Consider the following 24,539-nt stretch of genomic DNA (forward strand, 5'->3'; position numbering starts at 1 on the left):
GTACAATAACTATTAGAGTGTGTCAGTCATTTCTATGAAAGGACTGGCATTATACTTGTAAATTATCAGGAGGTTTTCATTAATGGCTGAAAAAGAACATTATGAACGTACAAAGCCCCATGTAAACATTGGTACTATTGGCCACGTTGACCATGGGAAGACTACTCTGACCGCTGCTATCACCAAGGTATTGGCAGCTAAGGGTCTTGCAAAGGCAGAAGATTACGCTGATATCGATGCTGCGCCAGAAGAAAAGGAACGTGGTATCACTATCAACACTGCCCACGTTGAATACGAAACTGAAAAGCGTCACTACGCTCACATCGATGCGCCAGGTCACGCCGACTACGTTAAGAACATGATCACTGGTGCCGCACAAATGGATGGTGCGATCCTGGTTGTTGCCGCAACTGATGGTCCAATGCCACAAACCCGTGAACACATTCTGCTTGCTCGCCAGGTTGGTGTTCAATACATCGTTGTCTTCTTGAACAAGACCGACTTGGTTGACGATGACGAATTGGTTGACTTGGTTGAAATGGAAGTACGTGACCTTCTTAGCGAATACGATTTCCCTGGTGACGATATTCCGGTTGTTCGTGGTTCCGCCCTCAAGGCTCTTGAAGGGGACCCAGAACAAGAAAAGGTTATCCTTCACCTGATGGATGTTGTTGACGACTACATCCCAACTCCAAAGCGTCCTACTGACAAGCCATTCATGATGCCTGTCGAAGACGTCTTCACCATCACTGGTCGTGGTACTGTTGCTTCTGGTCGTATCGACCGTGGTACTGTTAAGGTCGGTGACGAAGTTGAAATCGTTGGTTTGACTGAAGATGTTCTGAAGTCAACCGTTACTGGTTTGGAAATGTTCCACAAGACGCTTGACCTTGGTGAAGCCGGGGATAACGTCGGTGTTCTTCTTCGTGGTATCGCCCACGACCAGATCCAACGTGGTCAAGTTCTTGCTGAACCAGGTTCGATCCAAACTCACAAGAACTTCAAGGGTGAAGTTTATGTTATGACCAAGGAAGAAGGGGGCCGTCACACGCCATTCTTCTCCAACTACCGTCCACAATTCTACTTCCACACTACTGATGTTACTGGGACGATCGAATTGCCAGATGGTGTAGAAATGGTTATGCCTGGTGATAACGTAACGTTCACTGTTAACTTACAAAAGCCAGTTGCCCTTGAAAAGGGTCTGAAGTTTACTATCCGTGAAGGTGGACACACTGTTGGTGCCGGTGTGGTATCAGAAGTCTTAGACTAATTTTCAATTAGGCACAATCAAGAGGTTGGGGCTCTGCCCTAACCTCTTTTTTCTTTTAATTTGGGCGGGGAGAAAACCGCCAATTGGTTGCAATTGCCTGGTCCGTAAGGTAAACTAATAAGGTATGTAAAGATCCGCCTGATTAGGCACGGGTCAAATTGATTGTTATTGGAGGAAATAAAATGTCAGCAAAATGGGAACGCGATAGCGATGCCAGCAAAGGGACATTAACGTTTGATATTGATGTCGACACGATTAAAAAGGGGATTGACGAAGCCTTTGTCGAAACCCGGAAGAAGATTACGGTTCCTGGTTTCCGGAAGGGCCGGGTTCCCCGTCAAATCTTCAACCAAATGTACGGTGAAGAATCCCTGTACCAAGATGCGTTAAACAAGGTCTTACCAGATGCTTACAGTGCTGCTGTTAAGGAAACTGGGATTAAGCCGGTAGACCAACCAAGCATCGACATTAAGAGCATGGAAAAGGGCCAACCGTGGACGCTGACTGCTGAAGTGGCGGTTGAACCAGAAGTTAAGCTTGGCGACTACAAGGGAATGGAAGTTCCTGAACAGGACACGACCGTTAGTGATGCTGACGTTGACTCCGAAATCGAAAAGAAGCGTCAACAGCAAGCTGAATTGGTCCTGAAGGATGATGACCAGGCAGCAGCCAACGGCGACACCGTCGTGATTGATTACGAAGGTAGCGTTGATGGTGAGAAGTTTGATGGCGGCTCCGCTAACAACTACTCATTAGAATTAGGCTCCGGCTCATTTATTCCGGGCTTTGAAGATCAACTGGTTGGCCACAAGTCTGGTGATGACGTTGAGGTTAAGGTAACCTTCCCAGAGGACTACCACGCAAAGAACTTGGCGGGTAAGGACGCAATCTTTAAGGTTAAGGTTCACGAAATCAAGGAAAAGCAACTGCCAGAACTTGATGATGACTTTGCTAAGGACGTCGATGAAGATGTTGACACCCTTGACGAGTTAAAGGACAAGACCCGCAAGCAGCTTCAAGAACAAAAGGATAACCAGGCAAAGGGCGCAATTGAAGATGCCGCAATTGAAAAGGCTGTTGCTAACGCTGAAATCGAGGATATCCCACAAGCAATGCTGGACGAAGACACCAACCGGCAAATGCAGCAATACTTAGCCGGAATGCAACAACAGGGGATTAGTCCACAGATGTACTTCCAAATCACTGGGACTAAGGAAGACGACTTGAAGAAGCAATTCGCTAACGACGCTGCTCAACGGGTAAAGACCAACTTAGTACTGGAAGCGATTGTTGACGACGCCAAGCTGGAAGCCAGTGAAGATGAGATCAAGGATGAGATCAAGGACCTGGCTAAGCAATACGGCATGGAAGAAGATGCGGTGGAAAAGGCCCTGTCTAAGGATATGCTGAGCCACGACATCAAGATCAAGAAGGCCGTTGACTTAGTTGCGGACTCCGCAAAGCAGGTTAAGGCCGACGACAAAAAGGCGGACAAGTAATTAGGCGGTCTTTGTAGTGAGAAAAGCTCAATCACGTGGTTGGGCTTTTTTTATTGGGGAACAGAATATTCGAATTCATCCTAAAATTCTGGTATGATTATTCCATAAGTTTAGAGGAGGTTCATGAATGTTGGAAGACACCACGAGAACAGATACCATCCACTGTTCATTTTGCGGCAAGTCGCAAGATGAGGTGAAAAAGATTGTTGCTGGTCCCGGGGTCTACATTTGTAACGAATGTGTTGACCTCTGCCAGGAGATTATCAAGCAGGAATTAGCCGAAGACAGCGCTAAGCAAACTTTCCGTGTGCCAACGCCAGCGGAAATTGTTGGTGAGCTGGACGACTACGTGATTGGTCAGGCGGACGCCAAGAAGACGCTGGCGGTCGCAGTTTACAACCACTATAAGCGGGTTAACGCCATGATGACAGGTGAAAACAACGATACGGAATTGCAGAAGAGCAACATTGCCGTCATTGGTCCAACTGGTTCGGGGAAAACCTACCTGGCCCAATCGCTGGCCCGGATTCTCAACGTGCCCTTTGCCATTGCCGACGCCACGACACTGACTGAAGCCGGGTACGTCGGTGAAGATGTGGAAAACATTATCCTTAAGCTGTTGCAGGCCGCGGACTTCGATGTGGAGCGCGCGGAAAAGGGCATTATCTACATTGATGAAATTGACAAGATTGCTAAGAAGAGTGAGAACGTTTCAATCACCCGTGATGTTTCTGGGGAAGGGGTCCAACAGGCGCTCTTAAAGATCCTTGAGGGGACGGTTGCCAATGTTCCGCCGCAGGGGGGCCGGAAGCACCCGCAACAGGAGTTTATCCAGGTGGACACCAGCAACATCCTCTTTATCGTCGGCGGGGCCTTTGATGGGATTGAGAACATCGTCAAGGAACGAATCGGCGAAAAGACGATCGGTTTTGGTACCAGTAGTTCCGCCCGGGATAACATTACCGAAAAGAACATTTTACAGCACGTCATCCCTGAAGACCTGCTCAAGTTTGGCCTGATTCCTGAATTCATTGGTCGGCTCCCCGTCATGACGGCCTTGCAGAAGCTGGATGAACAGGACCTGATCCGGATCTTGACGGAGCCGAAGAACGCGTTGGTAAAGCAGTACCAAGAGCTGATTAAGCTGGATGGCAGCGAGTTAAGCTTTACTGACGGCGCCCTGCGTGCGATGGCCGAGCTGGCGATTAAACGCAATACCGGTGCCCGGGGCCTGCGTTCGATTATCGAAGAGGTCATGCAGGACGTAATGTTTGACCTGCCGAGCCGTGCCGACGTTGCTAAGGTCGTAATTGGCAAGCGCTGTGTTACCGACCACGCGGAGCCGAAGTATGTCTTAAAGGACCAGCAGGCTTCATAGCCGGGGAGTTGCTTAATGGAAGTACAGAATGTTGATTTAACGATTAGTGCGGTGCGGCTGGACCAGTACCCGAAGACTAACTACCCAGAAATTGCGCTGGTGGGGCGGTCAAATGTTGGGAAGTCGTCGCTGACGAACGTCTTGATTAACCGGCGCAACTTTGCCCATACCTCCAGCCAGCCGGGAAAAACCCAGACCTTGAACTTCTACGTGGTGGAAGACCAGCTGTACTTCGTCGATGTGCCGGGCTACGGCTATGCCAAGGTTTCCAAGAAGGAACGCGAACGGTTTGGGCAAATGATTGAACAATATTTGACCCAACGGGACCAGCTGCGGGGAACCATTTTACTGGTCGATGGCCGGCACGCACCAACGGCGGATGACGTTAGTATGTACCAGTGGCTGCAATACTACCATATTCCGACCTTGGTGGTAGCCACCAAGATCGATAAGGTTAAGGGAAACGCCTGGAACCGCCAGGAAAGTCTGATTAAAAAGACCCTGGGCTTGCCGTCAGCCAATCAGCTGATTCTTTTTTCGGCGGTCAAGAAAACGGGAAAGGATGCCGTTTGGCAATGGATTGATGAACGAACGGGGATGAAGTAACGGTGGATTTTAATGAATACCAAAATGCGGCCAAGCGAACCTTATACGGGAATGAACAGGTTTTAACCAATTGCGCCCTCGGACTGGCCGGGGAGTCCGGTCAGGTGGTTGACCTGGTAAAGAATTACGCTTTCCGGGGACAGAAGCTGAGCCGGCAGGAACTGGTCCACGAGATGGGCGATGTTTTGTGGTACCTGTCGCAAATTGCGGAATGGGCGGACATCCCATTTGAGGAGGTTGCCAAGGCAAACATTGCCGAGTTAAACCGCCGCTACCCAACCGGGTTTAAGAAATAGGAAAAACAGGGGGAACCGTGCCTAGTGGTTCCCCTCTTTTGCGATTCGCAAGTGGGCGCCCAGCGTTAACTGATTTTCCAGCCGTACACGTTGTTGTGCGCCGGCTGACGGTTGAATTGCTGCAGGGCGGTAGTAAAGCCGGCGCTTGCATTGACAAATCAAGACATTCAGATAAAATTATATTTGTTGCACCGGTAGCATAATGGCTGCTAACAAGTTACTAAAGGAGAATCAAAATAATGGATCAAAAGGTCAGAGTTCGGTATGCACCAAGTCCAACCGGCTTCCTGCATATTGGAAATGCCCAATCAGCATTATTTAACTATTTATTTGCACGTCACTTTAACGGAACGATGGTTCTGCGGATTGAGGACACGGATACTAAGCGGAACGTCCAGACCGGCGAAGACAGCCAGCGGGAAAACCTGCACTGGCTGGGCATCGACTGGGACGAAGGACCGAATAAGCCGAACCCGAAGTATGCGCCGTACCGGCAAAGCGAACGGAACGCCCAGGGAATTTACCACAAGTATGTCCAAGAATTACTGGACAAGGGGATTGCCTACAAGGATTACACGACTGAAGAGGAACTTCAGGAAATGCGTGAACGCCAGCGGGCCAACAAGGAAGCGCCGCACTACGATGGCCGTTGGTACGGCAAGAGTGAGGAAGAACAGAAGGCGGCCGAAGCCAAGGGACTGAAGCCAACGATTCGCTTCCACTTCCCAAAGGACCACGAATACCAATGGGACGACATCGCTCGGGGGCACGTTTCCTTTAACTCTGACAACCTCGGTGGGGACTTCATCATTGAAAAGAGTGATGGGATGCCAACCTACAACTTTGCCGTCGTTGTTGACGATCACACGATGGACATCACCCACGTTTTGCGGGGGGCTGACCACATCTCCAATACGCCAAAGCAGATGGCAATTTACGAAGCGTTGGGCTGGGAACACCCGGTCTTCTGCCACATTCCGTTAATCTTTAACCCGAAGACGCGGAAGAAGCTCAGCAAGCGGGACAAGGATACCCTGCAGTTCATCAACGAATACAAGAAGCACGGTTACCTGCCAGAAGCCATCTTTAACTTCATCGCCTTCTTAGGCTGGTCACCAAAGGGCGAACGGGAAATCTACTCCAAGGACGAGCTGATTAAGGTTTACGATCCGGAACGGATGTCCAAGGCGCCGGCGTACTTTGACCAAAAGAAGCTGGACTGGATGAACGCTCAATACATCAAGCAGATGGATATTGATGAACTAGCTGACCGGACGATGGAATTAGTTAAGGAAGGCGAAACTGAAGAAGCACAACGTCTGCAGTCAATTCCTGAAGACGAACTCCGGGAATTGCTCAAGAAGACCATCCATGTTCACCAGCGCGACGTTAACAAGCTGCTGGAAGTCATTGAATACGCCTGGAGCTACTACACGGTCCTGGACGAACACTTCAACTACGACCAGCTCATTGATAATGAGGACTTTACCAAGGAAGACCTGCTGGCCGTGCTGAATGGTTTGAAGGACAAGCTGGTTAACGGCGGTGCTGACCTCGATTACAGCCAGGCAATTAAGGAAGTCGGCAAGGAAACCGGCGTTAAGGGACGGAACCTGTACTTCCCATTAAACTTGGCCTTTACTGGTTCGACGTCTGCTCCCCAGATTTATGAAATTATGGACATCTACTCCCGCAAGACCGATCTTGAATTACTCGACCGAATGATTGCGGCGGTAGAAGCCTAAGCACTAATGAAGAGGCTGGAATTTTTCGGCCTTTTTTGTTTTTAAACTAAAAAAAGCGGCTGACAAATTGAACACTTGTCGGTCGCTTTACTTTGGATTGCTTCAAAAAGCTTAGTCACTCAGTTTCTTGGCTTCTTCGTCAAGCTTTGCAAAACCAGAGCCATTAGGCTTCTTGCTGCCACGCTTTTCCATGGCTTTCCGTGCCATTTCCTTACGTTCTTGCTTACTTAATGCCATAGTTAACTTCGCCTCTTTTCGAAACGCTCCATCAAAGCAGGTATTAGGCCTGCTTACCTCATTATAGTGCAGTTCTTAATAAAAGCAAATTGGGCAGCAAACGGGGAAGGGCGGTTCGGCCAAAGGCGTGTCGTGAGGATTTCCCCGCCGCCTATTGAAAAACGGGCAAAATATGTGAAAATAGTTTTAGGTTTACGATTGCTTAACTAATTATAAAGTTTTTGACAAAAATGACGGAAATTTAATCGTTCGGGATTAATTTCGGCTACTATATAAATTAGTGATGTAGACAAGGAGTTAGTGCTTTATGGCGAATGAAGAACACGAAAACAGAGCAGTGGAAATCGGTCGCTTGATTGAACAGCAAGTGGCCACGAAGATTAAATATTTGCAGGAATTAAACGAAGCCCTCGCTGCCCACCAGGACCGGCGAGTTTACCAATTGCTGGATAACCAACGGTACGCGAAGGAAATTGAACACCGGGAGCAGCAGCCCAACGACCAGGGAGTCATGAGTTTAGTCGATGACCTGGCTGACCAGTTAAGCAACTACCTGAGCGTTAAGCTGATCAAGTACCTGGGCCAGGCATACCCGTTCTTTTACTATGAGGAGTACCAGACCGGCCATTACCGGATTTACTTTGGTAACTGGTGGGACCGGCGGCAGTTTGGTGAACTGGACGTTTTAAACGTGCGCTTCTCCTTTGACCCGACTGAGTACCAAAAGTTGCAAAAATCCTTTGAATTATCACGGGAAAACAAACGCTTTAACAGCGACCGGATTGCGGAAATTTCGCGGCACAATGACCACCTGCAGGACTTGATTGACCACCAGCGGGAACGCGAGGAGCGCCGGCAGCAGGTTGAAACGCAATTGGAAGATATTAACTCGCGTTCGGGGCTGTTTGAGTCCAGTAAAAACAAGGAAAATCGTCAAGAGCTCGTCGATCAGTTGCAAAAGATCGAGGATGAAGAACAGGAAGCCCGGACTGCCAATAAGACAATTAAGGAAAATGACCAGCTGGTGCTTTCCCTGTCGAAGGAAAACACAATCTTAAGCTACGAACAAAAGAGTATTGTGGATACGTTTGGCAGCTTCGAGGACTTTGAGCTGGCGAACCGCAACCTCTATGCCAACTACTTGGCTAACCTTGCCGGCGACCGTCATGAAGAAAAGCAGGTGAGCGAAGATGAACAATAATAAGCTGATTAACTCACCGCAGGGCCGGTTGACGACCCTCTCCGCCTCCTTTAAGGACGTCCTCAAAATGGGGCAGCGCTACGTTCAACTGCTGGACCAGTTGGCAGAAACTACTGACGCTAAGGAGATGCTGGCAGCAACGACCCAGCTGGCTGAGCTGGACTTGCAAAATGACTTGGTCGATTTTCCCCGGCACTACCAGGCGGCAGACTACTACCTGATCTTTATGGGGCGGTTGCTGGAGAAGCACGGAATTGATGCCGTGCAGATTACCGAAAATTCGCAGCGGCAGTTCATCGCCCGAATTGAACCAATTGCTGACAGTGATTCCTTTAAGTTTCAGATTAACGAGGATGGCGAAGCGGCCTTTACGGAACAGGGCGAACAAGAGCCGCTCTTTTACCTGGATTTGGCAAACCGCTTTTTCCAGTTTAATAACCAGGCCCTAGTCAATTACTTTATTGTCCGGGCCCTCAAGAAGCATACCGACCTGGAACTGCGCGACGCGGTAAAGCCGCTGATTGCTTTCGCGCAGGAACTGGCGGCGGACCTCGACTTTACGATCAACCTGGGGATTCTCAATACTGATAATGCCGAACGGTTTGCCCTCGCCCGGCCAGACCTTGATTTGACCGTGATTGACCGTTTATTTGTGGCCACCGCGGAAAACGATTATATGCTGATGAACCTGCCGCATAACAATGGGGCGGAACTGGTGTTGGACCAGGGCATCAAGCTGGACATTGCTTTTGACCCGGATGATTACAGCCAGCAGTGGTTCTTTGCGGTCCAGGATCCGGAGTCCCGGGTATCCTTCTTCGATACCCTGCTGCATTATAACTTGATTCGGCAGTGGTACTTGAATAACCGGGATGAACTGGCGGTCCGTTCTGATAAGCTGGTGGTTGCGACAGCCGCTGCGGCGGAATCCTTTGACCAGCCGACCGAAGTGTTCCAGCCAAACGGCGAGCAGGCAGTGGAGGAGGATGGTGACCCCGATGACCACGAATGAACAGTTAGACATTACCAAGCTGCTGCACGAGGCAATTGACCTTGAGCTGGCGGCCGACGATGCCTATGAGTTGCTGATCGGCCCAGAAACGCGTCAGCAGACGGTGTACCTCCAGCTTGACTTGCAGCTGAGCCGGTTTGCGGATCTTGCCGGGTGGGCGGACGTCTTGCAAACGGGCCAGCCAGCGAGTCACCGCCAGCTGACGGCGCAATATGTAAAGGTGCTGGCGCTGTTCCTCCTGTTTAGCGCTAAGCGGCAGTGGACGCACCTGGTGGTTCTCAGTGCGGAGCAGTGGCAGCGGATTGTGGACGCTAAGAAGCAGGACCAGTTGGCGGAGCTTAATCGTGAGTATTTGGCGATTAAGAACCTGCTAAACGGTGCGTACGTTAGCCGCCACCAGGAAGACCTCCGCCATGCCTGGCACCTGTTACTCAAGCTGGGGATCGTCGACTTCGGGATCAGCCCGGCAGAAATTACCAGTGCTTATCAGCAACTGGTCACCACGGCTAACCAACAATTTAATCAGCACTAAAAGAAGTCCCCCACGATTCATGGCTAAGATGAATCGTGGGGGACTTTTGTTGAACGAAAAAGATTAAGCTTTTCGCTTGGCACTGTGTTTACCAACCGGTTCTTCACTGCGGTTGCTTGTAAGGATTTGACCAACCAAAGCGCCGGCTAGGATTAATACAATGATAAAGAATGGTAACATATGCAATCACCTCAAAGCTAATCTTGAGTTCAGTTTAGTATAGGCTGATCATCATTTGCAATAATGGTGGCGCAATCTTGGTTAATTCTTTACTTTTGCTGGGGAACTAGCCGCCAGTTGCTGTTTTCAAATAGCAAAGCGACTGGGAATTAACTCAGTCGCTCCATTGATAATTTACTTTTCCTGGTCGTCCTGTTCTTTAGTCGGCGTTTTTGCGTCCTGATCCGCCTTTTTCGGTTGCTTCTTCTTTGGATCGATCGCAAATTGGTCGAACAGGCGGTCCAACTGTTCACTTCTTCTGGTTACTAAGCCCATTTTAATCGCTCCCTTGTTAATGTTCAGAATATGATAGCATAGCACACCAGCGGTTTGCAAGAAAAAGCCCGGGGAAGGCGATCGGATTCTTTGCGTTGCCGTCGCGTTTTCCGCTATAATACTATACTAGCATTTATTACGGAGGGTTACGATGGCAAGCGAATACCTTGAACATAAGTTAGCATTATTGCCGGATAAGCCCGGCTGTTATTTGATGAAGAACATTAACGGGCAGATTATTTATGTCGGCAAGGCCAAGAGCCTCAAAAACCGGGTCCGTTCTTACTTTAAAAGCACGCATACCGGCAAGGTAGCAAAGATGGTGTCAGAGGTGGCGGATTTTGAAACGATTGTGACTTCGACCAATAAGGAGTCGTTTTTGCTTGAAATCACCCTGATCCAAAAGCACCAGCCCTACTTCAACATCAAGTTAAAACGGGGGACTGGCTATCCCTACATTAAGATCACCAATGAACGGGATCCCCAGATCAAAATCACGGGGAAAATCAAGAAGGATGGTGCCTATTACTTTGGCCCCTATCCGAACGTCTATGCCGCAGAAGAGACTGTGCACTTCATTCAAAAGGTATACCCCTTGCGGCGGTGCAATGGCTTCCAGGGGCGGCCCTGCCTGTATTACCATATGGGCCAGTGCCTGGGCGCCTGCTTCAAGGAGGTCCCGCCAGCGGAGTACACAGCCCAGATTAAGCGGATCAAGTCATTTTTAAATGGCAATACTGCCAACGTTAAGAAGCACCTGCGCGCCAAAATGAACCAGGCCGCTAGCGAACTGGAATACGAACGGGCGGCGGAAATTCGCGACCAGCTCCACTATATTGAAGTAACGGTGGAGAAACAGAAGATTATTTCCAACGATAAAACCCCACGGGACCTCTTTAACTTTTATATGGACAAGGGCTGGCTGTCAATCCAGGTGTTCTTTATCCGTCAAGCCCGCCTGATGAAGCGGGAAAAACGGCTGTTCCCAATTGTGGATACGGCGGTCGAAGAGATGACCAGCTTCATCCTTCAGTTTTATAACCGGCGCAACAACATCCTCCCCCGGGAACTCCTGCTGCCCGCGGGTCTCCCCAATAAGGAAATCAGTGAGATCTTAGGGATCCCGGTCCGGACGCCGGAGCGGGGCGAAAAGCGGGACTTGCTGGCGATGGCGGCCGAAAATGCCCGGCTGACCCTGGACGAGAAGTTCCGGCTACTGGAGATGGATAAGGGCAAGACCACGGGCGCAATGAAGGAGATCACTGACGCCCTGGGTCTGCCAGTGGGCCACAAGATCGAGGCCTTTGACCATTCCCACATCCAAGGTGCCGACCCGGTCAGTGCGATGGTCGTCTTCGTTGACGGGGAACCGGCCAAAAAACTGTACCGGAAGTATAAGCTCAAGACGGTGGTTGACCACGCTGATGAAGCCGCCAGCACTCGGGAAGTCATTCGCCGGCGGTATGGACGCCTTTTGAAGGAGAACAAGCCGATGCCGGACATGATTTTTATGGACGGGGGCGACATCCAGATGAACGCGGTCAAGGACGTTTTGGAAAACGAACTGGGGCTGGATATTCCAGTCGTCGGGATGGTCAAGAATGATAAGCATAAGACGGCAGACCTCTTATTTGGCAATGATGACGCCCACGTGAACCTTGATCCCCGTAGCCAGGGCTTTTACCTTGTCCAACGGATTCAAGACGAGGTGCACCGCTTTGCGATTACCTATCACCGGAGCGTGCATACCAAACACTCCCTCAGTTCCCGTCTGGACGAGATCAAGGGGGTCGGGCCACGGACGCGGACAAAGCTGCTCAAAAAGTATGGTTCGGTGACCAAGATCGCCCAGGCGCCGGTTGAGGAAATTCATGCTCTGGGGATCAACCGGCCGACTGCCCAGCTGATTAAGGTTTCCCTCCAAAAGAACGCCGAACTCGCCAAGGGGAGCAGTCATGATTGATTTTGACGCCCCTCCGGTTTTCCAATATACTAGAGATAAGCTAACAGAACGGAGAAAGCAACATGAATACCTTTGTTGATCAAATTAAAATTGAAGCACATGCTGGAAAGGGCGGCGACGGGATGGTCGCTTTTCGGCGGGAAAAGTACGTCCCGAACGGCGGCCCAGCTGGCGGTGACGGTGGCCGCGGCGGCAGCATTATTTTGAAAGTTGATGAGGGCTTGCGAACACTAATGGACTTCCGCTACCACCGGATTTTCAAGGCGAAAAACGGCGGCAACGGGATGAATAAGCAGATGACCGGTCCGAGTGCACCGGATACGGTGATTGCGGTTCCCCAGGGGACGACGGTTCGCGACCTCGATACCGGCGCTATTATCGGTGACCTGGTTGAAAACGGCCAGGAGCTGGTCGTGGCCCAGGGTGGTCGTGGTGGCCGCGGCAACATCCACTTTGCAAGTGCCAAAAACCCGGCCCCTGAAATCGCCGAAAATGGCGAGCCGGGGGCGGACCGCTACCTGGAATTAGAACTGAAAATGCTGGCTGACGTGGGCCTCATCGGTTTCCCTTCCGTCGGCAAGTCGACCTTGCTGTCGGTGGTCACGGGGGCTAAACCTAAAATCGCGGCCTACGAGTTTACGACTTTGGTACCCAACCTGGGGATGGTGATGCTCCCCGACGGGCGGGACTTCGCAATGGCTGATATGCCCGGCCTGATTGAGGGGGCTTCTAAAGGGATTGGCCTCGGCCTTAAATTCCTCCGGCACATCGAGCGGACCCGGGTGCTGCTCCACCTGGTCGACATGAGCAGTGAAGATGAAAATCAGGCTATTGAGCGCTACCGGCAAATTAATCAGGAACTGGCCAACTATGATCCAGAGCTCCTGAAACGGCCGCAAATTATTGTCGCAACCAAGATGGACCTGCCGAATGCCGAAAAGAACCTGGCAGCGTTTAAAAAGCAGCTGGCGGCGGATTCCAGCCTGGCGGAGCAGCCGACGATTTTTCCGATTTCTGCGGTTACCCACCAGGGGGTTCAGCAATTGATGCAGCTGACGGCGAACCTGCTTGACCAGACGCCCGTGTTTGACAGTGAAAGTCATGATGAGCAATTAACGCCCGAATATGAAGAAGCGGGGAAGCAGTTCCACGATGAGCAGGGCCCTGACTTTACCATCAACCGGGACGAAGACGGCACGTGGGTCTTGGGCGGCGCAAAGCTGTTGCGCCTCTTTGACATGACCGACCTGACCCATGAACAGAGCCAGCTGCGCTTTGCCCGCCAGCTGCGCCAGATGGGGGTCGATGATGCCTTGCGCAAACAGGGGGTTCAGGATGGCGACATGGTCCGGATCCGGAAGTTCGTCTTTGAATTCATCCAGTAATTGAAGGAAAAAGGTAGGGAATTTTAATAATGCAACTTGAATTTTTAGGAACCGGTGCCGGTTCGCCGAGCAAGCAGCGGAATGTTTCCAGCATTGCCCTGCGCTTGCTGGAGGAACGGAATGCCATCTGGCTGTTTGACGTTGGTGAGGCCACCCAGCACCAAATTTTAAATACCACCATTCGGCCCCGGAAGATTGAAAAAATCTTCATTACCCACCTCCATGGCGACCATATTTTCGGTCTGCCAGGACTACTGAGTTCGCGGTCTTTTCAGGGGGGCAATGAACCCCTAACGATTTACGGCCCGGTGGGGATTAAACGTTTTGTTACCACGGCCCTCCAGGTTAGTGAATCCCGGTTGAGCTACCCGCTTCACTTTGTGGAAATTGACCATGAGGGGGAAGTTTTTCATGACCAGGGGTTCACGGTTACCGCGAAAAAACTGGATCATAAAATTGCCTGCTACGGTTACCGGGTAGTTGAAGCTGACCATCCTGGCGAGTTGCAGGTAGATAAGCTGCGGGCGCTCAACATTCCGTCGGGCCCGGTCTATGGCCAGTTAAAGGCCGGCAAAGAGGTTACTTTAGCCGATGGCCGGACGGTTAACGGCCGGGACTTTATCGGGGCACCACAAAAGGGCCGCATTGTGACAATCTGCGGTGACACCCGCAAAACGGCAAATGCGGTTGAATTGGCAAGGGATGCGGATATCTTAGTCCATGAAAGCACCTTTGCTAAGGACGAGGCCAAGCTGGCCCGCAGCTATTACCATTCGACCAGTTTGCAGGCGGCTGAGATTGCCAAGCGGGCCGGAGCGAAGCGGTTGCTATTGAACCATATTTCCGCCCGCTATGCCGGCCGTGCAGCTTACCAGCTGGCCTACCAGGTTCGCGACGTTTTTCCTGCAACCCGGGTAGTCAATGATTTTGATGTAGTTGAGATTCCGTTTAAAAAATAAGGAGTGGTCATAATGATGAGGCGAGTAAAAACGTTGCGCTTCTTACGCAATGAGGTAGTGCTGATTACGGGCGGCTCTAGTGGGATTGGCAAGGCGTTAGCACTAGAGGCCGCACGCCGGGGGGCAATTGTGGTCGTGACCGCCCGGAATGAGGAAAAGCTGGAGCGGGTAGCCAAGCAGTGTCTCCTGTTATCCGGCCGGCCCGCCTTTGCTTACCGCATGGACGCCACTTCACCGGATGAAATTGACCTGGTACTGGACAAGATCCAGCACCAGGTTGGTGGAATTGACGTACTGGTTAATTCCGCTGGGTTAGGGGAGTTTACACCAGCAGCTAGCCAGTCTTACAAGACGATGAAGCAGATGACCGATGTGAACCTCCTGGCGTTGATGTACATTAGTCGTTGCGTAGCCCGGCAGATGATGGATCAGGGTTACGGAGCAATTATTAACCTGGGTTCGGCAGACGGTAAGATCCCGACCCCAAATAGCGCGGCCTATTCAGCCAGCAAGGCCGGGGTCATCCAGTTCGACAATGTTTTGCGGATGGAAGTCGCCGATTATGGCGTTCAGGTCCTGACGGTTAACCCGGGTCCGGTCAGCACCCCGTTCTTTGATAAGGCTGACGGGGATGGCAGCTACCGGTCGCACTTGCCAAAGTGGATGTTTATCTCAGCTGATGAGCTCGCGCGCCGGGTGTGGAATAACGTTGGCTATAAGACGCGGGAAATCAACGTACCGGGCTACGTGGCCTACTTAGGCTGGGCCTACCAGGTCTTTCCTGGATTGGGAGACTGGGCGATCAAGAAGTTCTTTGATTTCCAGCAGAATAAAAAGGAATTGTAGACGAGCAGGGGTGGCTTTGTGGTCACGCCTTTCTTATTTTAGAAGAATGTGGGGAAGAAAATGATCGAAGCACATTACAATTGGCAGGACCAGAGTGCCAAGGTTGATCAGCAGGTGGTTCAAGCCCTCCAGAAGGAATTGTCCATCTCAGAAACGTTGGCGACCCTGTTGGCAGAGCGGGGGATTACCGATGCGCAGGCGGCCGAGGACTTCCTGAAGCCCAGCTTGGCAGCCATCCACGATCCGCGGCTGCTTCACGATATGGATAAGGCGGTTGAACGGATTCAAACTGCGGTTGCCAATGGTGAGAAAATTACGGTTTACGGGGACTACGACGCGGACGGCATTACCAGTACCGCGGTGATGTACGAAGCCCTAAACGGGATCGGTGCCGACGTTGATTACTACGTTCCCGACCGCTTCAAAGACGGCTACGGGCCCAACCAGGACGCTTACGAGCGGATCATCGCCAGCGGGACCAAGCTGATCGTCACGGTGGATAATGGGGTGAGCGGAAAGCAGGTAGTAGAGTCAGCAATTGCACAGGGGGTCGACGTTATAATCACGGACCACCACGAGCTGCCTGCCGAACTACCGCAAGCAACGGCAATTGTTCACCCCCGCTACCCCGGGAGTGACTACCCATTTCCCGACCTTTCGGGGGTGGGGGTCGCATTTAAGCTTGTCTGGGCCCTCCAGGAAGAATTTCCCGAAGAGATGTTAGACCTGCTGGCGATCGGTGAAATTGCCGATGTAGTCAGTGTTACCGATGAAAACCGGGCCTTGATCTCGCTGGGAATTCAAGAGCTAAGGCAGGGAATGCGGCCAGGCTTGCACGCGCTGGTTAACCTAGCGGGGGTAAACGAAGGCCAGCTGACGGACCAGGAGATTGGCTTTACCATTGCTCCCCGGTTGAACGCCCTTGGCCGCGTGACCAATGCTAACGCCGGCGTAGAATTATTAACGACCCTTGACGAAAGTCGGGGGAGAAAACTAGCTGAACAGGTGGAAGCTGCTAACCAGGAACGGCGCCAGCTGGTTGACCAGATAATGGAAGCTGCCAGCAAGCAGGCGGTGAGCCCGGCCAACCAGAAGCGGCCCGTGCTTGTTTTGGCGGGACACAACTGGCACCAGGGAGTTCTGGGGATTGTAGCGAGCCGGATCATGGACGAAACTGGCAAACCGACGATTGTTGCCGGAATTAATGACGGGGAGGAAGTTGCCAAGGCCTCGGGGCGGAGCGTGCCGGGCTTTGACCTCTTTCGCGCCTTGGATGGGCATCGGGACTTATTTACCGCATTTGGTGGGCACCCGGCAGCCTGTGGCCTGTCCCTGCCGGAGGATCAGTTGGGGCCCTTGCAAGAAGCACTAGTGGCGGAAGCGGCTGACCAGGGCTTTACGGGCAAGCAAAAGCAACCGTTGGCGATTGCCGCCAAGTTAGCAGCTGGCGACGTAACGGAGCAGCTTTATCAGCAGCTCCAGCAACTGGGGCCGTTTGGGCCGGGGAACCCGCAGCCGGTCTTTTTGCTCCGTGACGTTCAACCGACGAATGTGAAAACGATGGGGAAGGATAACAGCCACCTTAAATTTAACCTCAGCCCCCAATTGGCAGTAGTGGCCTTTAACCAGGGAAAACTTGCGCCATTGCTGAGCGGGCAGGGGATGACGGTGGATATCGTGGCGAAAATCAGTATTAATGAGTGGCAGGGGAAGCGGCAGGTCCAATTGCTGCTGGAGGATCTTCAAATTGCGGGCACGGTGATCTTGGACCGCCGGACAAACCATTTGACCCCGCACCACTTTGAAATGCCAGGCTATTACCTGGTTTACAGTGACCGGTTGCGGCAGAATATCGCCCCGCACCTGCCGGCCGGGACCGCAATTTCACCAGCAGAGGCTGGGCAGATTGACTTTGCCGGCCGCCAATTGACGGTGGTTGACTGTCCGGCTGACCTGGCCGCTTTCAAGACGGTCTTTGACAATGACAGTGCGGCGCCGGCACTGGTCCGTCTCCTGCTCTATGAGGCCAACAGTATTTACCTGGCGGGACTGCCGACCCGGACGGACTTTGCTAGCCTCTACCGCTTCCTGGCCCGGCAGCCCAACGTCCGGTGGCCTCAGCAGCGTGCCGCGGTTAGCCGCCATCTGCGGATTAATGAAGTCCGCTTAAATTTAATGATAAGTGTGTTTTCTGAGGCAGGATTTGTTACAATAAAAGATGGTGTTTTAAACCTCGTTGCGGATGTCCAAAAGACGGATTTAAAACAAACGGATCACTATCGAGCCCGCTTAGCCCAATATCAGGCTGAACAGACGCTCCTGTTTAGTGATGCGGGGACGATGGCTGCATGGGTCAGCCAGTGCCTGAAGAAGAATTAAAGGAGAAAATTTCTGGTATGACTTTAGACCTTTACAAATACGTTGCCAGTATTCCTGACTATCCCGAAAAGGGCATTATTTTTCGGGACATTTTGCCACTGATGGCGAATGGTGAAGCTTATAAGCAGGCAACTGATGAGTTGGTTGATTACGCTAAAAATAAGAATGTCGACATGGTAGTGGGCCCTGAAGCCCGGGGCTTTATCGTGGGCTGTCCGATTGCCCGTGAATTAGGCGTGGGCTTTGCGCCAGCACGGAAGAAGGGAAAGCTCCCCCGCAAGGCAATCAGTGCCAGCTACACGCTAGAATACAGTACCGCAACCCTGCAGATGGAGGAAGATTCCATTAAGCCGGGGCAACGGGTATTGGTCGTGGATGATCTGCTGGCAACTGGCGGTACGATCTCCGCGACGATTGAAATGGTCGAAAAGATGGGCGGCGTCGTGGTCGGCTGTGCATTCTTAATTGAGCTGAAAGACTTAAACGGTCGTGAAAAGATTAAGGATTACGACGTCAAAGCGTTGATGGAGTTTTAGTGATGAGGGCCGGGAAAACTCGGCCCTTTTCTGTTATAGCGAAGCGCAAATTGTAGCCTGGATTAAAGGAGTTTTGTGATGTTAATTTTAGTAATCTTTGCTGGTCTGACGCTAATTTTAGGGGCGTTTTACCTGACTAATTCCTGGCAACGGTACCGTGAGTGGAAGTCGGGAACGATCATCGTGGTTTTAAGCTTGATCGCGGTTATTTATGGGGCCATCAACCTGCCCTATTGGAATAAAAATTCGCAATCAAATAGCACGAGCACTAGGTCGTCACGGCAGGTTCAGAGCAGTTCCTTCTCCAATACGCTTAGCGGCATCAACGGGGCGGCTAATAGCCAAAATCAGCAGATGTCCGTCCTGCGGCAGTTGCAGAAGGGCTATGCAAAGCTCGGAACGGTTGAATTCCGTGAGCAGGATAATACCTACGTGGTCAAACCCACTGATGATAATACGGTTAAGGCAATCCAAGCGTTGGTTCAGGATCCCAGCCAGGCTGGTCAAATCGGCTGGTCTAATTTAACTGATTCAATTAAAAAGAATTCCGCCCAGGTTTCTAAGGCACTGAACGGGGATTACTCAATTAGCATTGTTAACCCGGATAAACCTAGTCAAGCGGTTTACACTGCCAAGAACGGGCAAACGACTTACAATATTGCTGACCAGAAGTGAGTAGGTAAAAAGGAGCGTGGGACAGCCCACGGTTAGGGACTGTAAGGCTAGCCTACCAGGGGTCACGTGATATTTTTAAAATCTAAAAGAGGCTGAGTTAATTCCCAGCCTCTTTTACGTATCTAAAGGAGAGTACAGGATTTGAACCTGCGCGCCCGCTCAACACGGGTTCGCCGGATTTCGAGTCCGGTGCATTACCACTCTGCCAACTCTCCATTAATTTTCAACTCTTTTACTATACCAAAGTTTTCCCTAATAGTAAACTTAAAAAGTTAACTCCGCTTAGTTTGAATAGTATAATATTAGGGATAACTACCGATCAGCAAAGGAATTAATTAGTATGACAAAAAAATATTATGCAGTTAAGAAGGGGCGGCAGCCGGGCATTTACACCAGCTGGCCGGCGTGTCAACAGATGGTTAGCGGGTTCCCGGGAGCGGTTTACCGTTCGTTTGCCAATCGCGCTGAAGCCATAAGCTGGCTACGCTCTAACCAGCTGCCGCAGCACAATAACGAGCAGCTACAGTTAAACCTGGCTGAGCAGCCGTTTATCCAGCAGCCGGCTGGTGCTGCCGATCATGCGGCGATTCTGCTCTATACTGATGGGGGTTCCCGCAACCACGGCAACCGACGTGGCCAGCACGTGAAAAGTAACGATAAGGCGGCCTGGGCATACCTGATTGAACGCCGGGGGCAACAGTACACCGGGACCGATGGTGAATTTGGGGCAACCAATAATAAGATGGAGCTGACGGCCCTGCTGACGGCCCTGCAGACCATTAGTGCACATGGCTGGCAAGACGAAGCAATCAGTGCAACCTTGGACTCGCATTACGTCCTCGATCCCATTACTAAGGGCTGGCTCTACGGCTGGCAGCGCCGCGGCTGGAAGACTGCCGCTGGGAAACCCGTTGCTAACAAGGAGCTGTGGCAGGAGCTGCTTAAAATACTCCCGCAGTTTCCGCATCTCCATTTTGCGTGGACCAAGGGCCACGCCGCCAACCTTGGCAACAACACGGTCGATGAGCTGTTAAATACCACAATGGACACCATGGGGGAATAGAGAATGAAAATTGGAATTGATAAAATGGCCTTTGCCACTACGGACAAGTACCTGGACCTGCGAGAATTGGCCCGGGCCCGCAACGTTGATCCAGACAAGTATACAATTGGAATTGGCCAGGACCAGCAGGCGGTTGTGCCGCCGACTCAAGACATCGTCACCCTTGCGGCCGCGGCTGCCCAGAAGCTGCTCACGCCTGCAGCTGCCCGGCGAATTTCAACGGTAATTGTCGCGACGGAATCAGGAATTGATAATTCCAAGGCGGCCGCGATTTACGTTAAGCGTTTGTTAGGCCTAAGCGACTTCGTGCGGACGGTGGAGCTAAAGGAGGCCTGCTACTCAGCTACCGCCGGGCTCCAGTTTGCCCGGGGGATTGTGGCGCTGAATCCGCAAGAAGAGGTGCTGGTAATTGCGACTGACATTGCACGTTATGGTCTCAACACCCCCGGGGAGGTAACGCAGGGGGCTGGCGCGGTGGCAATGCTGGTGAGCCGGGATCCCCGGGTCCTGGCAATTGAAGAGACCAGCGTTAGCCTGACCAAGGACATCATGGACTTCTGGCGGCCGCTATACGCTACCGAAGCCCTGGTGGATGGCAAGTATTCGACCAGTGTCTACATCGACTGCTTTAAGGAAGTCTTGACCAGGTACCAGCAGCTAACGGGGCGGCCACTGGCTGATTTTGGGGCGCTGCTGTTTCACCTGCCATTTACCAAAATGGGCAAGAAAGCCCTGGCGGCGGTTTTGGGTGACCGCACTGATGGGACGGCCGAACGTCTCCGCCAGGCACTGACTGCCAGCCAGTGGGCCTGCCGGCAGGTTGGCAACCTCTATACCGGTTCACTATACTTAGCCTTGATGTCGTACCTCCAAAACGGGGATGCGCATCGTGGCAGCCGGCTAGGCCTCTTTAGCTATGGTTCCGGTGCTGAGGGGGAGTTTTTTACCGGCATTTTGCAACCCCAGTTTGCTGAGAATATCCTGCCGCTAACGCCGGCTTTGCGGCAACGGCAACGAGTTTCAGTGACTGAGTATGAGCGCCTCTTTGACGAACAGCTCGGGATGAACCCTGCCGACGTCGCTTTTACTACGGAAAATGACGCTTGTCCCTTTGTCCTGACTGGGCAACAGGACCACCAGCGTCAGTATCGGGCAAACTAAAAGGACGAGCCTGCAAGAGCAATGGTGTGCTCTGCCGGGTTCGTCCTTTGGCAGTTTTGCTTAAAAAATGTTATCACGGAAAAGACCGACGACCCGCCCCAGAATCTTGACGTTCTTTAGGTAAATCGGGTCCATCGTATCATTTTCTGGCTGGAGGCGGAAGCGGTCCTTTTCCTTAAAGAACCGCTTGCAAGTGGCCTCGTTATCTTCGTTCATTGCAATGACAATGTCACCATTCTTGGCGGTCGACTGCTTCCGGACGATCACCTGGTCGCCGTTGAGGATTCCCGCCTTAATCATGCTGGTTCCCCGGATGGTCAGCATATAGAGGTCATTATGATCTTGAATCGACGGCGGAATCGGGAAGTAGTCAGTGGCGTCTTCAACCGCGAGGATTGGTTGTCCCGCGGTGACCACCCCGAGTAATGGAATCTTGGTTTGCAGGGGCTTAATCCCCAGGAGGTCGAATCCCTTGGGGGTAATTTCCAGGGCCCGGGGCTTAGAGGGATCTTTTTGGAGGAATCCCCCCTCAATCAAACGGTTGATATGACCATGAACCGTCGACGTGGAAGAAAGGCCCACCGCACTACAAATCTCCCGAACCGTTGGCGGGTAGCCGTGTTCATTCACTGCTTTGTGAATATAATTGAGGACCGCTAACTGCTTGTTCTTTACTGGCTTCATGTGCCAACACCTCATTAAAATTAGTATTATAATTAAGAATATCATAGTTGGGGGCGGAGTTCAAACACACGTTCGCAATTGACAAACTTTGCTATTAACTTAAAATATTAATTATAGAGAATTATTATGGTTAGGCTGACCAGGATCCTGGTTAATTTTCATTAATTACCGTTGCGATTGGAGGGTAAATCTTATGGCTGAATCCGAAGAACAAGAAAAGTTATTAAAACGAATTAACGAATTGGCCCACAAGAATAAAAAAGAGGGGCTGACCGAGGCGGAAACTCGTGAACGGGAACGCCTGCGCCGGGAATACATTAAAAACTTCCGGGAAACGATGCGGAGCAATATTGAAATGATGCGGATCTATGATAAAGACGGCAACGAGGTAACCCCAGAAAAGGTGCGTGAAGTTCAGCGCAAAAAGGGCTTGCGGGATGACTAACCGAGATTAGCTCTTTTCAAGTCAATAACATTCGTGTAAGATGGACAAGTAACTATGCAAAGGGGGAAATACTCGTGGCGACAACAATTGTACTGGTTATCTTAGCCTTATTAGTCGGCCTGCTGGTCGGCTTCTTTGGCGCGCGTAAGTACATGGAAAACTACCTCCGCAACAACCCACCGATTTCTGAGGAAATGCTGCGGACGATGATGCTCCAAATGGGTCAGAAGCCATCAAGCCGGAAGCTGCACCAGATGATGCAGTCAATGAAGGCCCAGGCTAAAAAGGCCAACACTAAGTAGGGCATCCCAAGTTTCTTCATGATATCAAAACAGCTCCTAGCTTCACTAATTTAGAAGCTGGGAGCTGTTTACTTAGAAGTCATCGTTTTTAGGCTTGGGTGGCATCACGTATTTAAAATTAGGGTTGATTTGCTGGTCAAGCTGGTCGAAAGCGGCCTGCATCTGTGCTTCCAGCTGGGCTTGATAGTGTTCGTCCAGCTTGGTTTTGCGGTCAACGACGATCGGTTTGCCAAAGGCAATTTGCCGGGGTTGCCGGCTAAAGAGTTTGCCAAACGAGAGCGGACCCTGGTAGACCGCTGGTACCAAGGGGACGTTCGCCAGCTTGGCAATTAAGGTCGCCCCACCCTTGAGTTTGGCCGAATAGCGGGACCCGCTAGGGAAAATAATTGTTGAGAGGTCAGACTGGCGTAAGAGCTTAACCGGCTGCTTAATGGCTGAAGGACCGGGATGCTTGCGGTCGACCGGGTAGGCGTTCAGGGCCCGCAGGAACTTGGCTGCCAGCGGGTTTTTGAATAATTCTTTTTTGGCCATGAAGCTAAATTTCTTTGGCCAGACCGCGATGGCGATTAGCACCGGATCCATCCAAGTTCGGTGCGGAGCGACGATGATGTAGTTTCCTTGCGGGAGGTTTTCCCGGTTATAGATTTTGGCCCGGCCGTTGATAAGGGTTAAAAACGGGCTGACAATTTTCACTAAGAGGGTGTAGAGCATAGCGACTTCTTCCAATCTTTTTAATTTCTTTGTAAAGTATGACGAAAAATAACGCAACATGCAAGTGGAGGACAAAAAGTGTGATGAAAAACCAGGCCGATTTATTGAAAGCTGACGAGCGGATCGATCAGTTATACAGCAATGATGTGCGGTTAATCCAAAGTCCGAGCTGCTTTGCCTTTTCCCTGGATGCGGTGCTGCTCGCGGACTTTGTTCGCCCTAACCGGCGGCGCCAGCTTCGGATTGTTGACCTTTGCGCGGGGAATGCAGCAGTTGGCTTGTTTTTACATAATAAACTGGGCGGTCAGTTTACCGAGGTCGAGCTCCAAACGCGAATTGCGGATATGGCCAGGCGGAGTATTGCATTGAACGGTTTGACCGACCGCTACCGGGTCCTTAATCTGGATATTGCGGACGTCTTTTCCGCGATTCCGAAAGACTCCGCCGATATTGTGCTGTGCAACCCGCCTTATTTTCCGGTAACCGAAAAGAGTCAGAAGAACCCGAACCAGTACCTGGCAATTGCCCGTCACGAGCTGAAAACGAACTTAGCGATGGTTGCGCAGCAGATGAGCGGCCTGCTGAAAATGAATGGCCATGGCTACCTGGTGCACCGCCCGGACCGGTTAACGGAAATTTTAACGGTTTTACAGCAACAGCGACTGGTGCCGAAACGGCTCCGGTTCATCTACCCTAAGCCGGGACGGGATGCTAACATGGTGTTGATTGAAGCAATTAAGGATGGCAAACCGGGTGGGCTCAAGGTCGTGCCACCGCTAATTGTCAATGACGAGGCGGGAAATTACCGCCCGGAAGTAAGGAAGCTATTGTATGGTAAAGACTAAGTATTATTATATCTACGTCCTCTATTGTGCTGATGGCAGCCTTTACTGCGGCTTTACCGATAACGTTGCCCGCCGCTTTGCTGCCCACCAGGAGTTTCGGGGGGCCAAGTATACGAAAGTCAAGTCCCGCCACCCCTTGCGGCTGGTTTATAGCAAGCAATTTGCCAGCAAGCATGAGGCCCTGAGTGCGGAATACCATTTCAAACACCAGTCCCGTCAGCAGAAGCTGGTATATTTAGCCGAACACGGCGTTAACCTCCGTGCTGATCAGGGATAACGGAAATTCAACTGATTAGTAGGCGAAAGGCTTG

Annotated in this window: 26 protein-coding genes and 1 tRNA gene; 22 read left to right on the forward strand and 5 right to left on the reverse strand. The window is 51.4% G+C overall.

Annotated features, from left to right (window positions below; genetic code table 11):
- Positions 1–82 precede the first annotated feature (82 nt).
- From tuf to gltX, 6 genes are all read left to right on the forward strand, one after another.
- Positions 83–1,273: an elongation factor Tu gene (tuf, locus tag HMPREF0494_RS00490; RefSeq protein ID WP_007122930.1), complete on the forward strand. Its 1,191-nt coding sequence runs from the start codon at positions 83–85 to the stop codon at positions 1,271–1,273.
- Between the two features lie 182 nt (positions 1,274–1,455).
- Positions 1,456–2,772 (forward strand): trigger factor, encoded by a 1,317-nt coding sequence (gene tig, locus HMPREF0494_RS00495; RefSeq protein ID WP_007122931.1) that lies wholly within the window; start codon positions 1,456–1,458, stop codon positions 2,770–2,772.
- 127 nt (positions 2,773–2,899) lie between these two features.
- Complete coding sequence (gene clpX / locus HMPREF0494_RS00500) at positions 2,900–4,150, forward strand: ATP-dependent Clp protease ATP-binding subunit ClpX (RefSeq protein ID WP_007122932.1); 1,251 nt, start codon at positions 2,900–2,902, stop codon at positions 4,148–4,150.
- Positions 4,151–4,165: 15 nt separating this feature from the next.
- Entirely contained in the window at positions 4,166–4,756 is a 591-nt protein-coding gene (yihA, locus tag HMPREF0494_RS00505; RefSeq protein ID WP_007122933.1) for a ribosome biogenesis GTP-binding protein YihA/YsxC, read from the forward strand.
- Positions 4,757–4,758: 2 nt separating this feature from the next.
- A complete protein-coding gene (locus HMPREF0494_RS00510) occupies positions 4,759–5,052 on the forward strand; it encodes a nucleoside triphosphate pyrophosphohydrolase family protein (RefSeq protein ID WP_007122934.1) in 294 nt (97 codons plus the stop codon).
- Between the two features lie 239 nt (positions 5,053–5,291).
- Positions 5,292–6,797 carry a glutamate--tRNA ligase gene (gene gltX / locus HMPREF0494_RS00515; protein ID WP_007122935.1) on the forward strand — a complete coding sequence of 502 codons (1,506 nt, stop codon included), beginning with the start codon at positions 5,292–5,294 and terminating at the stop codon, positions 6,795–6,797.
- Between the two features lie 111 nt (positions 6,798–6,908).
- Here gltX and HMPREF0494_RS11705 read toward each other — a convergent pair whose 3' ends face one another.
- Positions 6,909–7,034, reverse strand: a complete 126-nt coding sequence (locus tag HMPREF0494_RS11705; RefSeq protein ID WP_007122936.1) for a hypothetical protein — start codon at positions 7,032–7,034, stop codon at positions 6,909–6,911.
- Positions 7,035–7,341: 307 nt separating this feature from the next.
- Between HMPREF0494_RS11705 and HMPREF0494_RS00520 the strand changes: the two genes are divergently transcribed.
- From HMPREF0494_RS00520 to HMPREF0494_RS00530, 3 genes are read left to right on the forward strand one after another with little or no spacing between them, the layout of a single operon-like run.
- Positions 7,342–8,235, forward strand: a complete 894-nt coding sequence (locus HMPREF0494_RS00520) for a hypothetical protein (protein WP_007122937.1) — start codon at positions 7,342–7,344, stop codon at positions 8,233–8,235.
- Entirely contained in the window at positions 8,225–9,247 is a 1,023-nt protein-coding gene (locus HMPREF0494_RS00525; RefSeq protein ID WP_007122938.1) for a hypothetical protein, read from the forward strand. Before HMPREF0494_RS00520 ends, HMPREF0494_RS00525 begins: the two co-directional genes overlap by 11 nt.
- Positions 9,234–9,779, forward strand: coding sequence for a hypothetical protein (locus tag HMPREF0494_RS00530; RefSeq protein ID WP_007122939.1), 546 nt, complete (start codon positions 9,234–9,236; stop codon positions 9,777–9,779). The genes HMPREF0494_RS00525 and HMPREF0494_RS00530 overlap by 14 nt, the downstream gene beginning before the upstream one ends.
- Positions 9,780–10,133: 354 nt before the next feature.
- Here the strand turns inward: HMPREF0494_RS00530 and HMPREF0494_RS11345 are convergent, their stop codons facing one another.
- Entirely contained in the window at positions 10,134–10,274 is a 141-nt protein-coding gene (locus tag HMPREF0494_RS11345; protein ID WP_169304276.1) for an SPJ_0845 family protein, read from the reverse strand.
- A 151-nt stretch (positions 10,275–10,425) separates the two neighbouring features.
- On the opposite strand from HMPREF0494_RS11345, the gene uvrC reads away from it, so the two are divergent.
- From uvrC to HMPREF0494_RS00565, 7 genes are all read left to right on the forward strand, one after another.
- Complete coding sequence (gene uvrC, locus HMPREF0494_RS00535; RefSeq protein WP_007122941.1) at positions 10,426–12,237, forward strand: excinuclease ABC subunit UvrC; 1,812 nt, start codon at positions 10,426–10,428, stop codon at positions 12,235–12,237.
- Positions 12,238–12,299: 62 nt separating this feature from the next.
- Positions 12,300–13,622, forward strand: a complete 1,323-nt coding sequence (gene obgE / locus HMPREF0494_RS00540) for a GTPase ObgE (RefSeq protein ID WP_007122942.1) — start codon at positions 12,300–12,302, stop codon at positions 13,620–13,622.
- 29 nt (positions 13,623–13,651) lie between these two features.
- A complete protein-coding gene (gene rnz / locus HMPREF0494_RS00545; RefSeq protein WP_007122943.1) occupies positions 13,652–14,581 on the forward strand; it encodes a ribonuclease Z in 930 nt (309 codons plus the stop codon).
- A gap of 12 nt (positions 14,582–14,593) precedes the next feature.
- Complete coding sequence (locus tag HMPREF0494_RS00550; protein WP_007122944.1) at positions 14,594–15,427, forward strand: SDR family NAD(P)-dependent oxidoreductase; 834 nt, start codon at positions 14,594–14,596, stop codon at positions 15,425–15,427.
- 60 nt (positions 15,428–15,487) lie between these two features.
- Positions 15,488–17,806, forward strand: a complete 2,319-nt coding sequence (gene recJ / locus HMPREF0494_RS00555) for a single-stranded-DNA-specific exonuclease RecJ (protein ID WP_007122945.1) — start codon at positions 15,488–15,490, stop codon at positions 17,804–17,806.
- Between the two features lie 17 nt (positions 17,807–17,823).
- Positions 17,824–18,342 (forward strand): adenine phosphoribosyltransferase, encoded by a 519-nt coding sequence (locus HMPREF0494_RS00560; RefSeq protein ID WP_007122946.1) that lies wholly within the window; start codon positions 17,824–17,826, stop codon positions 18,340–18,342.
- 78 nt (positions 18,343–18,420) lie between these two features.
- Positions 18,421–19,017, forward strand: coding sequence for a hypothetical protein (locus tag HMPREF0494_RS00565; protein WP_007122947.1), 597 nt, complete (start codon positions 18,421–18,423; stop codon positions 19,015–19,017).
- Positions 19,018–19,143: 126 nt separating this feature from the next.
- Here HMPREF0494_RS00565 and HMPREF0494_RS00570 read toward each other — a convergent pair.
- Positions 19,144–19,232: transfer RNA gene (locus HMPREF0494_RS00570), tRNA-Ser, on the reverse strand.
- Positions 19,233–19,357: 125 nt separating this feature from the next.
- Here HMPREF0494_RS00570 and HMPREF0494_RS00575 point away from each other — a divergent pair.
- On the forward strand, positions 19,358–20,080 hold the full coding sequence (locus HMPREF0494_RS00575) for a ribonuclease H family protein (RefSeq protein WP_007122948.1): 723 nt from the start codon (positions 19,358–19,360) through the stop codon (positions 20,078–20,080).
- A gap of 3 nt (positions 20,081–20,083) precedes the next feature.
- Positions 20,084–21,241 carry a hydroxymethylglutaryl-CoA synthase gene (locus tag HMPREF0494_RS00580; RefSeq protein WP_007122949.1) on the forward strand — a complete coding sequence of 386 codons (1,158 nt, stop codon included), beginning with the start codon at positions 20,084–20,086 and terminating at the stop codon, positions 21,239–21,241.
- Between the two features lie 60 nt (positions 21,242–21,301).
- Here HMPREF0494_RS00580 and lexA read toward each other — a convergent pair whose 3' ends face one another.
- Positions 21,302–21,925 (reverse strand): transcriptional repressor LexA, encoded by a 624-nt coding sequence (gene lexA / locus HMPREF0494_RS00585; protein WP_040458606.1) that lies wholly within the window; start codon positions 21,923–21,925, stop codon positions 21,302–21,304.
- A 193-nt stretch (positions 21,926–22,118) separates the two neighbouring features.
- Between lexA and HMPREF0494_RS00590 the strand changes: the two genes are divergently transcribed.
- Together HMPREF0494_RS00590 and HMPREF0494_RS00595 are read left to right on the forward strand one after the other, a co-directional pair.
- Positions 22,119–22,370 carry a DUF896 domain-containing protein gene (locus tag HMPREF0494_RS00590; protein WP_007122951.1) on the forward strand — a complete coding sequence of 84 codons (252 nt, stop codon included), beginning with the start codon at positions 22,119–22,121 and terminating at the stop codon, positions 22,368–22,370.
- A 74-nt stretch (positions 22,371–22,444) separates the two neighbouring features.
- Positions 22,445–22,672: a YneF family protein gene (locus HMPREF0494_RS00595; RefSeq protein WP_007122952.1), complete on the forward strand. Its 228-nt coding sequence runs from the start codon at positions 22,445–22,447 to the stop codon at positions 22,670–22,672.
- Positions 22,673–22,744: 72 nt separating this feature from the next.
- Here the strand turns inward: HMPREF0494_RS00595 and HMPREF0494_RS00600 are convergent, their stop codons facing one another.
- Positions 22,745–23,383 carry a lysophospholipid acyltransferase family protein gene (locus HMPREF0494_RS00600; protein ID WP_040458607.1) on the reverse strand — a complete coding sequence of 213 codons (639 nt, stop codon included), beginning with the start codon at positions 23,381–23,383 and terminating at the stop codon, positions 22,745–22,747.
- An 83-nt stretch (positions 23,384–23,466) separates the two neighbouring features.
- Between HMPREF0494_RS00600 and HMPREF0494_RS00605 the strand changes: the two genes are divergently transcribed.
- Both HMPREF0494_RS00605 and HMPREF0494_RS00610 read left to right on the forward strand, forming a co-directional pair.
- The gene (locus HMPREF0494_RS00605) at positions 23,467–24,228 is read left to right on the forward strand and encodes a tRNA1(Val) (adenine(37)-N6)-methyltransferase (RefSeq protein ID WP_007122954.1); all 762 of its coding nucleotides are present in this window, start codon (positions 23,467–23,469) and stop codon (positions 24,226–24,228) included.
- Positions 24,215–24,505, forward strand: a complete 291-nt coding sequence (locus HMPREF0494_RS00610) for a GIY-YIG nuclease family protein (RefSeq protein ID WP_007122955.1) — start codon at positions 24,215–24,217, stop codon at positions 24,503–24,505. The genes HMPREF0494_RS00605 and HMPREF0494_RS00610 overlap by 14 nt, the downstream gene beginning before the upstream one ends.
- Positions 24,506–24,539 lie beyond the last annotated feature (34 nt).

This window comes from Limosilactobacillus antri DSM 16041, from assembly GCF_000160835.1.
Lineage (GTDB): Bacteria > Bacillota > Bacilli > Lactobacillales > Lactobacillaceae > Limosilactobacillus > Limosilactobacillus antri.

Coding starts and splice junctions, on each gene's coding strand:
- tuf (WP_007122930.1), top strand. CDS start 83: ATGGCTGAAAAAGAACATTATGAACGTACAAAGCCCCATGTAAACATT.
- tig (WP_007122931.1), top strand. CDS start 1,456: ATGTCAGCAAAATGGGAACGCGATAGCGATGCCAGCAAAGGGACATTA.
- clpX (WP_007122932.1), top strand. CDS start 2,900: ATGTTGGAAGACACCACGAGAACAGATACCATCCACTGTTCATTTTGC.
- yihA (WP_007122933.1), top strand. CDS start 4,166: ATGGAAGTACAGAATGTTGATTTAACGATTAGTGCGGTGCGGCTGGAC.
- gltX (WP_007122935.1), top strand. CDS start 5,292: ATGGATCAAAAGGTCAGAGTTCGGTATGCACCAAGTCCAACCGGCTTC.
- HMPREF0494_RS11705 (WP_007122936.1), bottom strand. CDS start 7,034: ATGGCATTAAGTAAGCAAGAACGTAAGGAAATGGCACGGAAAGCCATG.
- HMPREF0494_RS00520 (WP_007122937.1), top strand. CDS start 7,342: ATGGCGAATGAAGAACACGAAAACAGAGCAGTGGAAATCGGTCGCTTG.
- HMPREF0494_RS00525 (WP_007122938.1), top strand. CDS start 8,225: ATGAACAATAATAAGCTGATTAACTCACCGCAGGGCCGGTTGACGACC.
- HMPREF0494_RS00530 (WP_007122939.1), top strand. CDS start 9,234: ATGACCACGAATGAACAGTTAGACATTACCAAGCTGCTGCACGAGGCA.
- HMPREF0494_RS11345 (WP_169304276.1), bottom strand. CDS start 10,274: ATGGGCTTAGTAACCAGAAGAAGTGAACAGTTGGACCGCCTGTTCGAC.
- uvrC (WP_007122941.1), top strand. CDS start 10,426: ATGGCAAGCGAATACCTTGAACATAAGTTAGCATTATTGCCGGATAAG.
- obgE (WP_007122942.1), top strand. CDS start 12,300: ATGAATACCTTTGTTGATCAAATTAAAATTGAAGCACATGCTGGAAAG.
- rnz (WP_007122943.1), top strand. CDS start 13,652: ATGCAACTTGAATTTTTAGGAACCGGTGCCGGTTCGCCGAGCAAGCAG.
- HMPREF0494_RS00550 (WP_007122944.1), top strand. CDS start 14,594: ATGATGAGGCGAGTAAAAACGTTGCGCTTCTTACGCAATGAGGTAGTG.
- recJ (WP_007122945.1), top strand. CDS start 15,488: ATGATCGAAGCACATTACAATTGGCAGGACCAGAGTGCCAAGGTTGAT.
- HMPREF0494_RS00560 (WP_007122946.1), top strand. CDS start 17,824: ATGACTTTAGACCTTTACAAATACGTTGCCAGTATTCCTGACTATCCC.
- HMPREF0494_RS00565 (WP_007122947.1), top strand. CDS start 18,421: ATGTTAATTTTAGTAATCTTTGCTGGTCTGACGCTAATTTTAGGGGCG.
- HMPREF0494_RS00575 (WP_007122948.1), top strand. CDS start 19,358: ATGACAAAAAAATATTATGCAGTTAAGAAGGGGCGGCAGCCGGGCATT.
- HMPREF0494_RS00580 (WP_007122949.1), top strand. CDS start 20,084: ATGAAAATTGGAATTGATAAAATGGCCTTTGCCACTACGGACAAGTAC.
- lexA (WP_040458606.1), bottom strand. CDS start 21,925: ATGAAGCCAGTAAAGAACAAGCAGTTAGCGGTCCTCAATTATATTCAC.
- HMPREF0494_RS00590 (WP_007122951.1), top strand. CDS start 22,119: ATGGCTGAATCCGAAGAACAAGAAAAGTTATTAAAACGAATTAACGAA.
- HMPREF0494_RS00600 (WP_040458607.1), bottom strand. CDS start 23,383: ATGCTCTACACCCTCTTAGTGAAAATTGTCAGCCCGTTTTTAACCCTT.
- HMPREF0494_RS00605 (WP_007122954.1), top strand. CDS start 23,467: ATGAAAAACCAGGCCGATTTATTGAAAGCTGACGAGCGGATCGATCAG.
- HMPREF0494_RS00610 (WP_007122955.1), top strand. CDS start 24,215: ATGGTAAAGACTAAGTATTATTATATCTACGTCCTCTATTGTGCTGAT.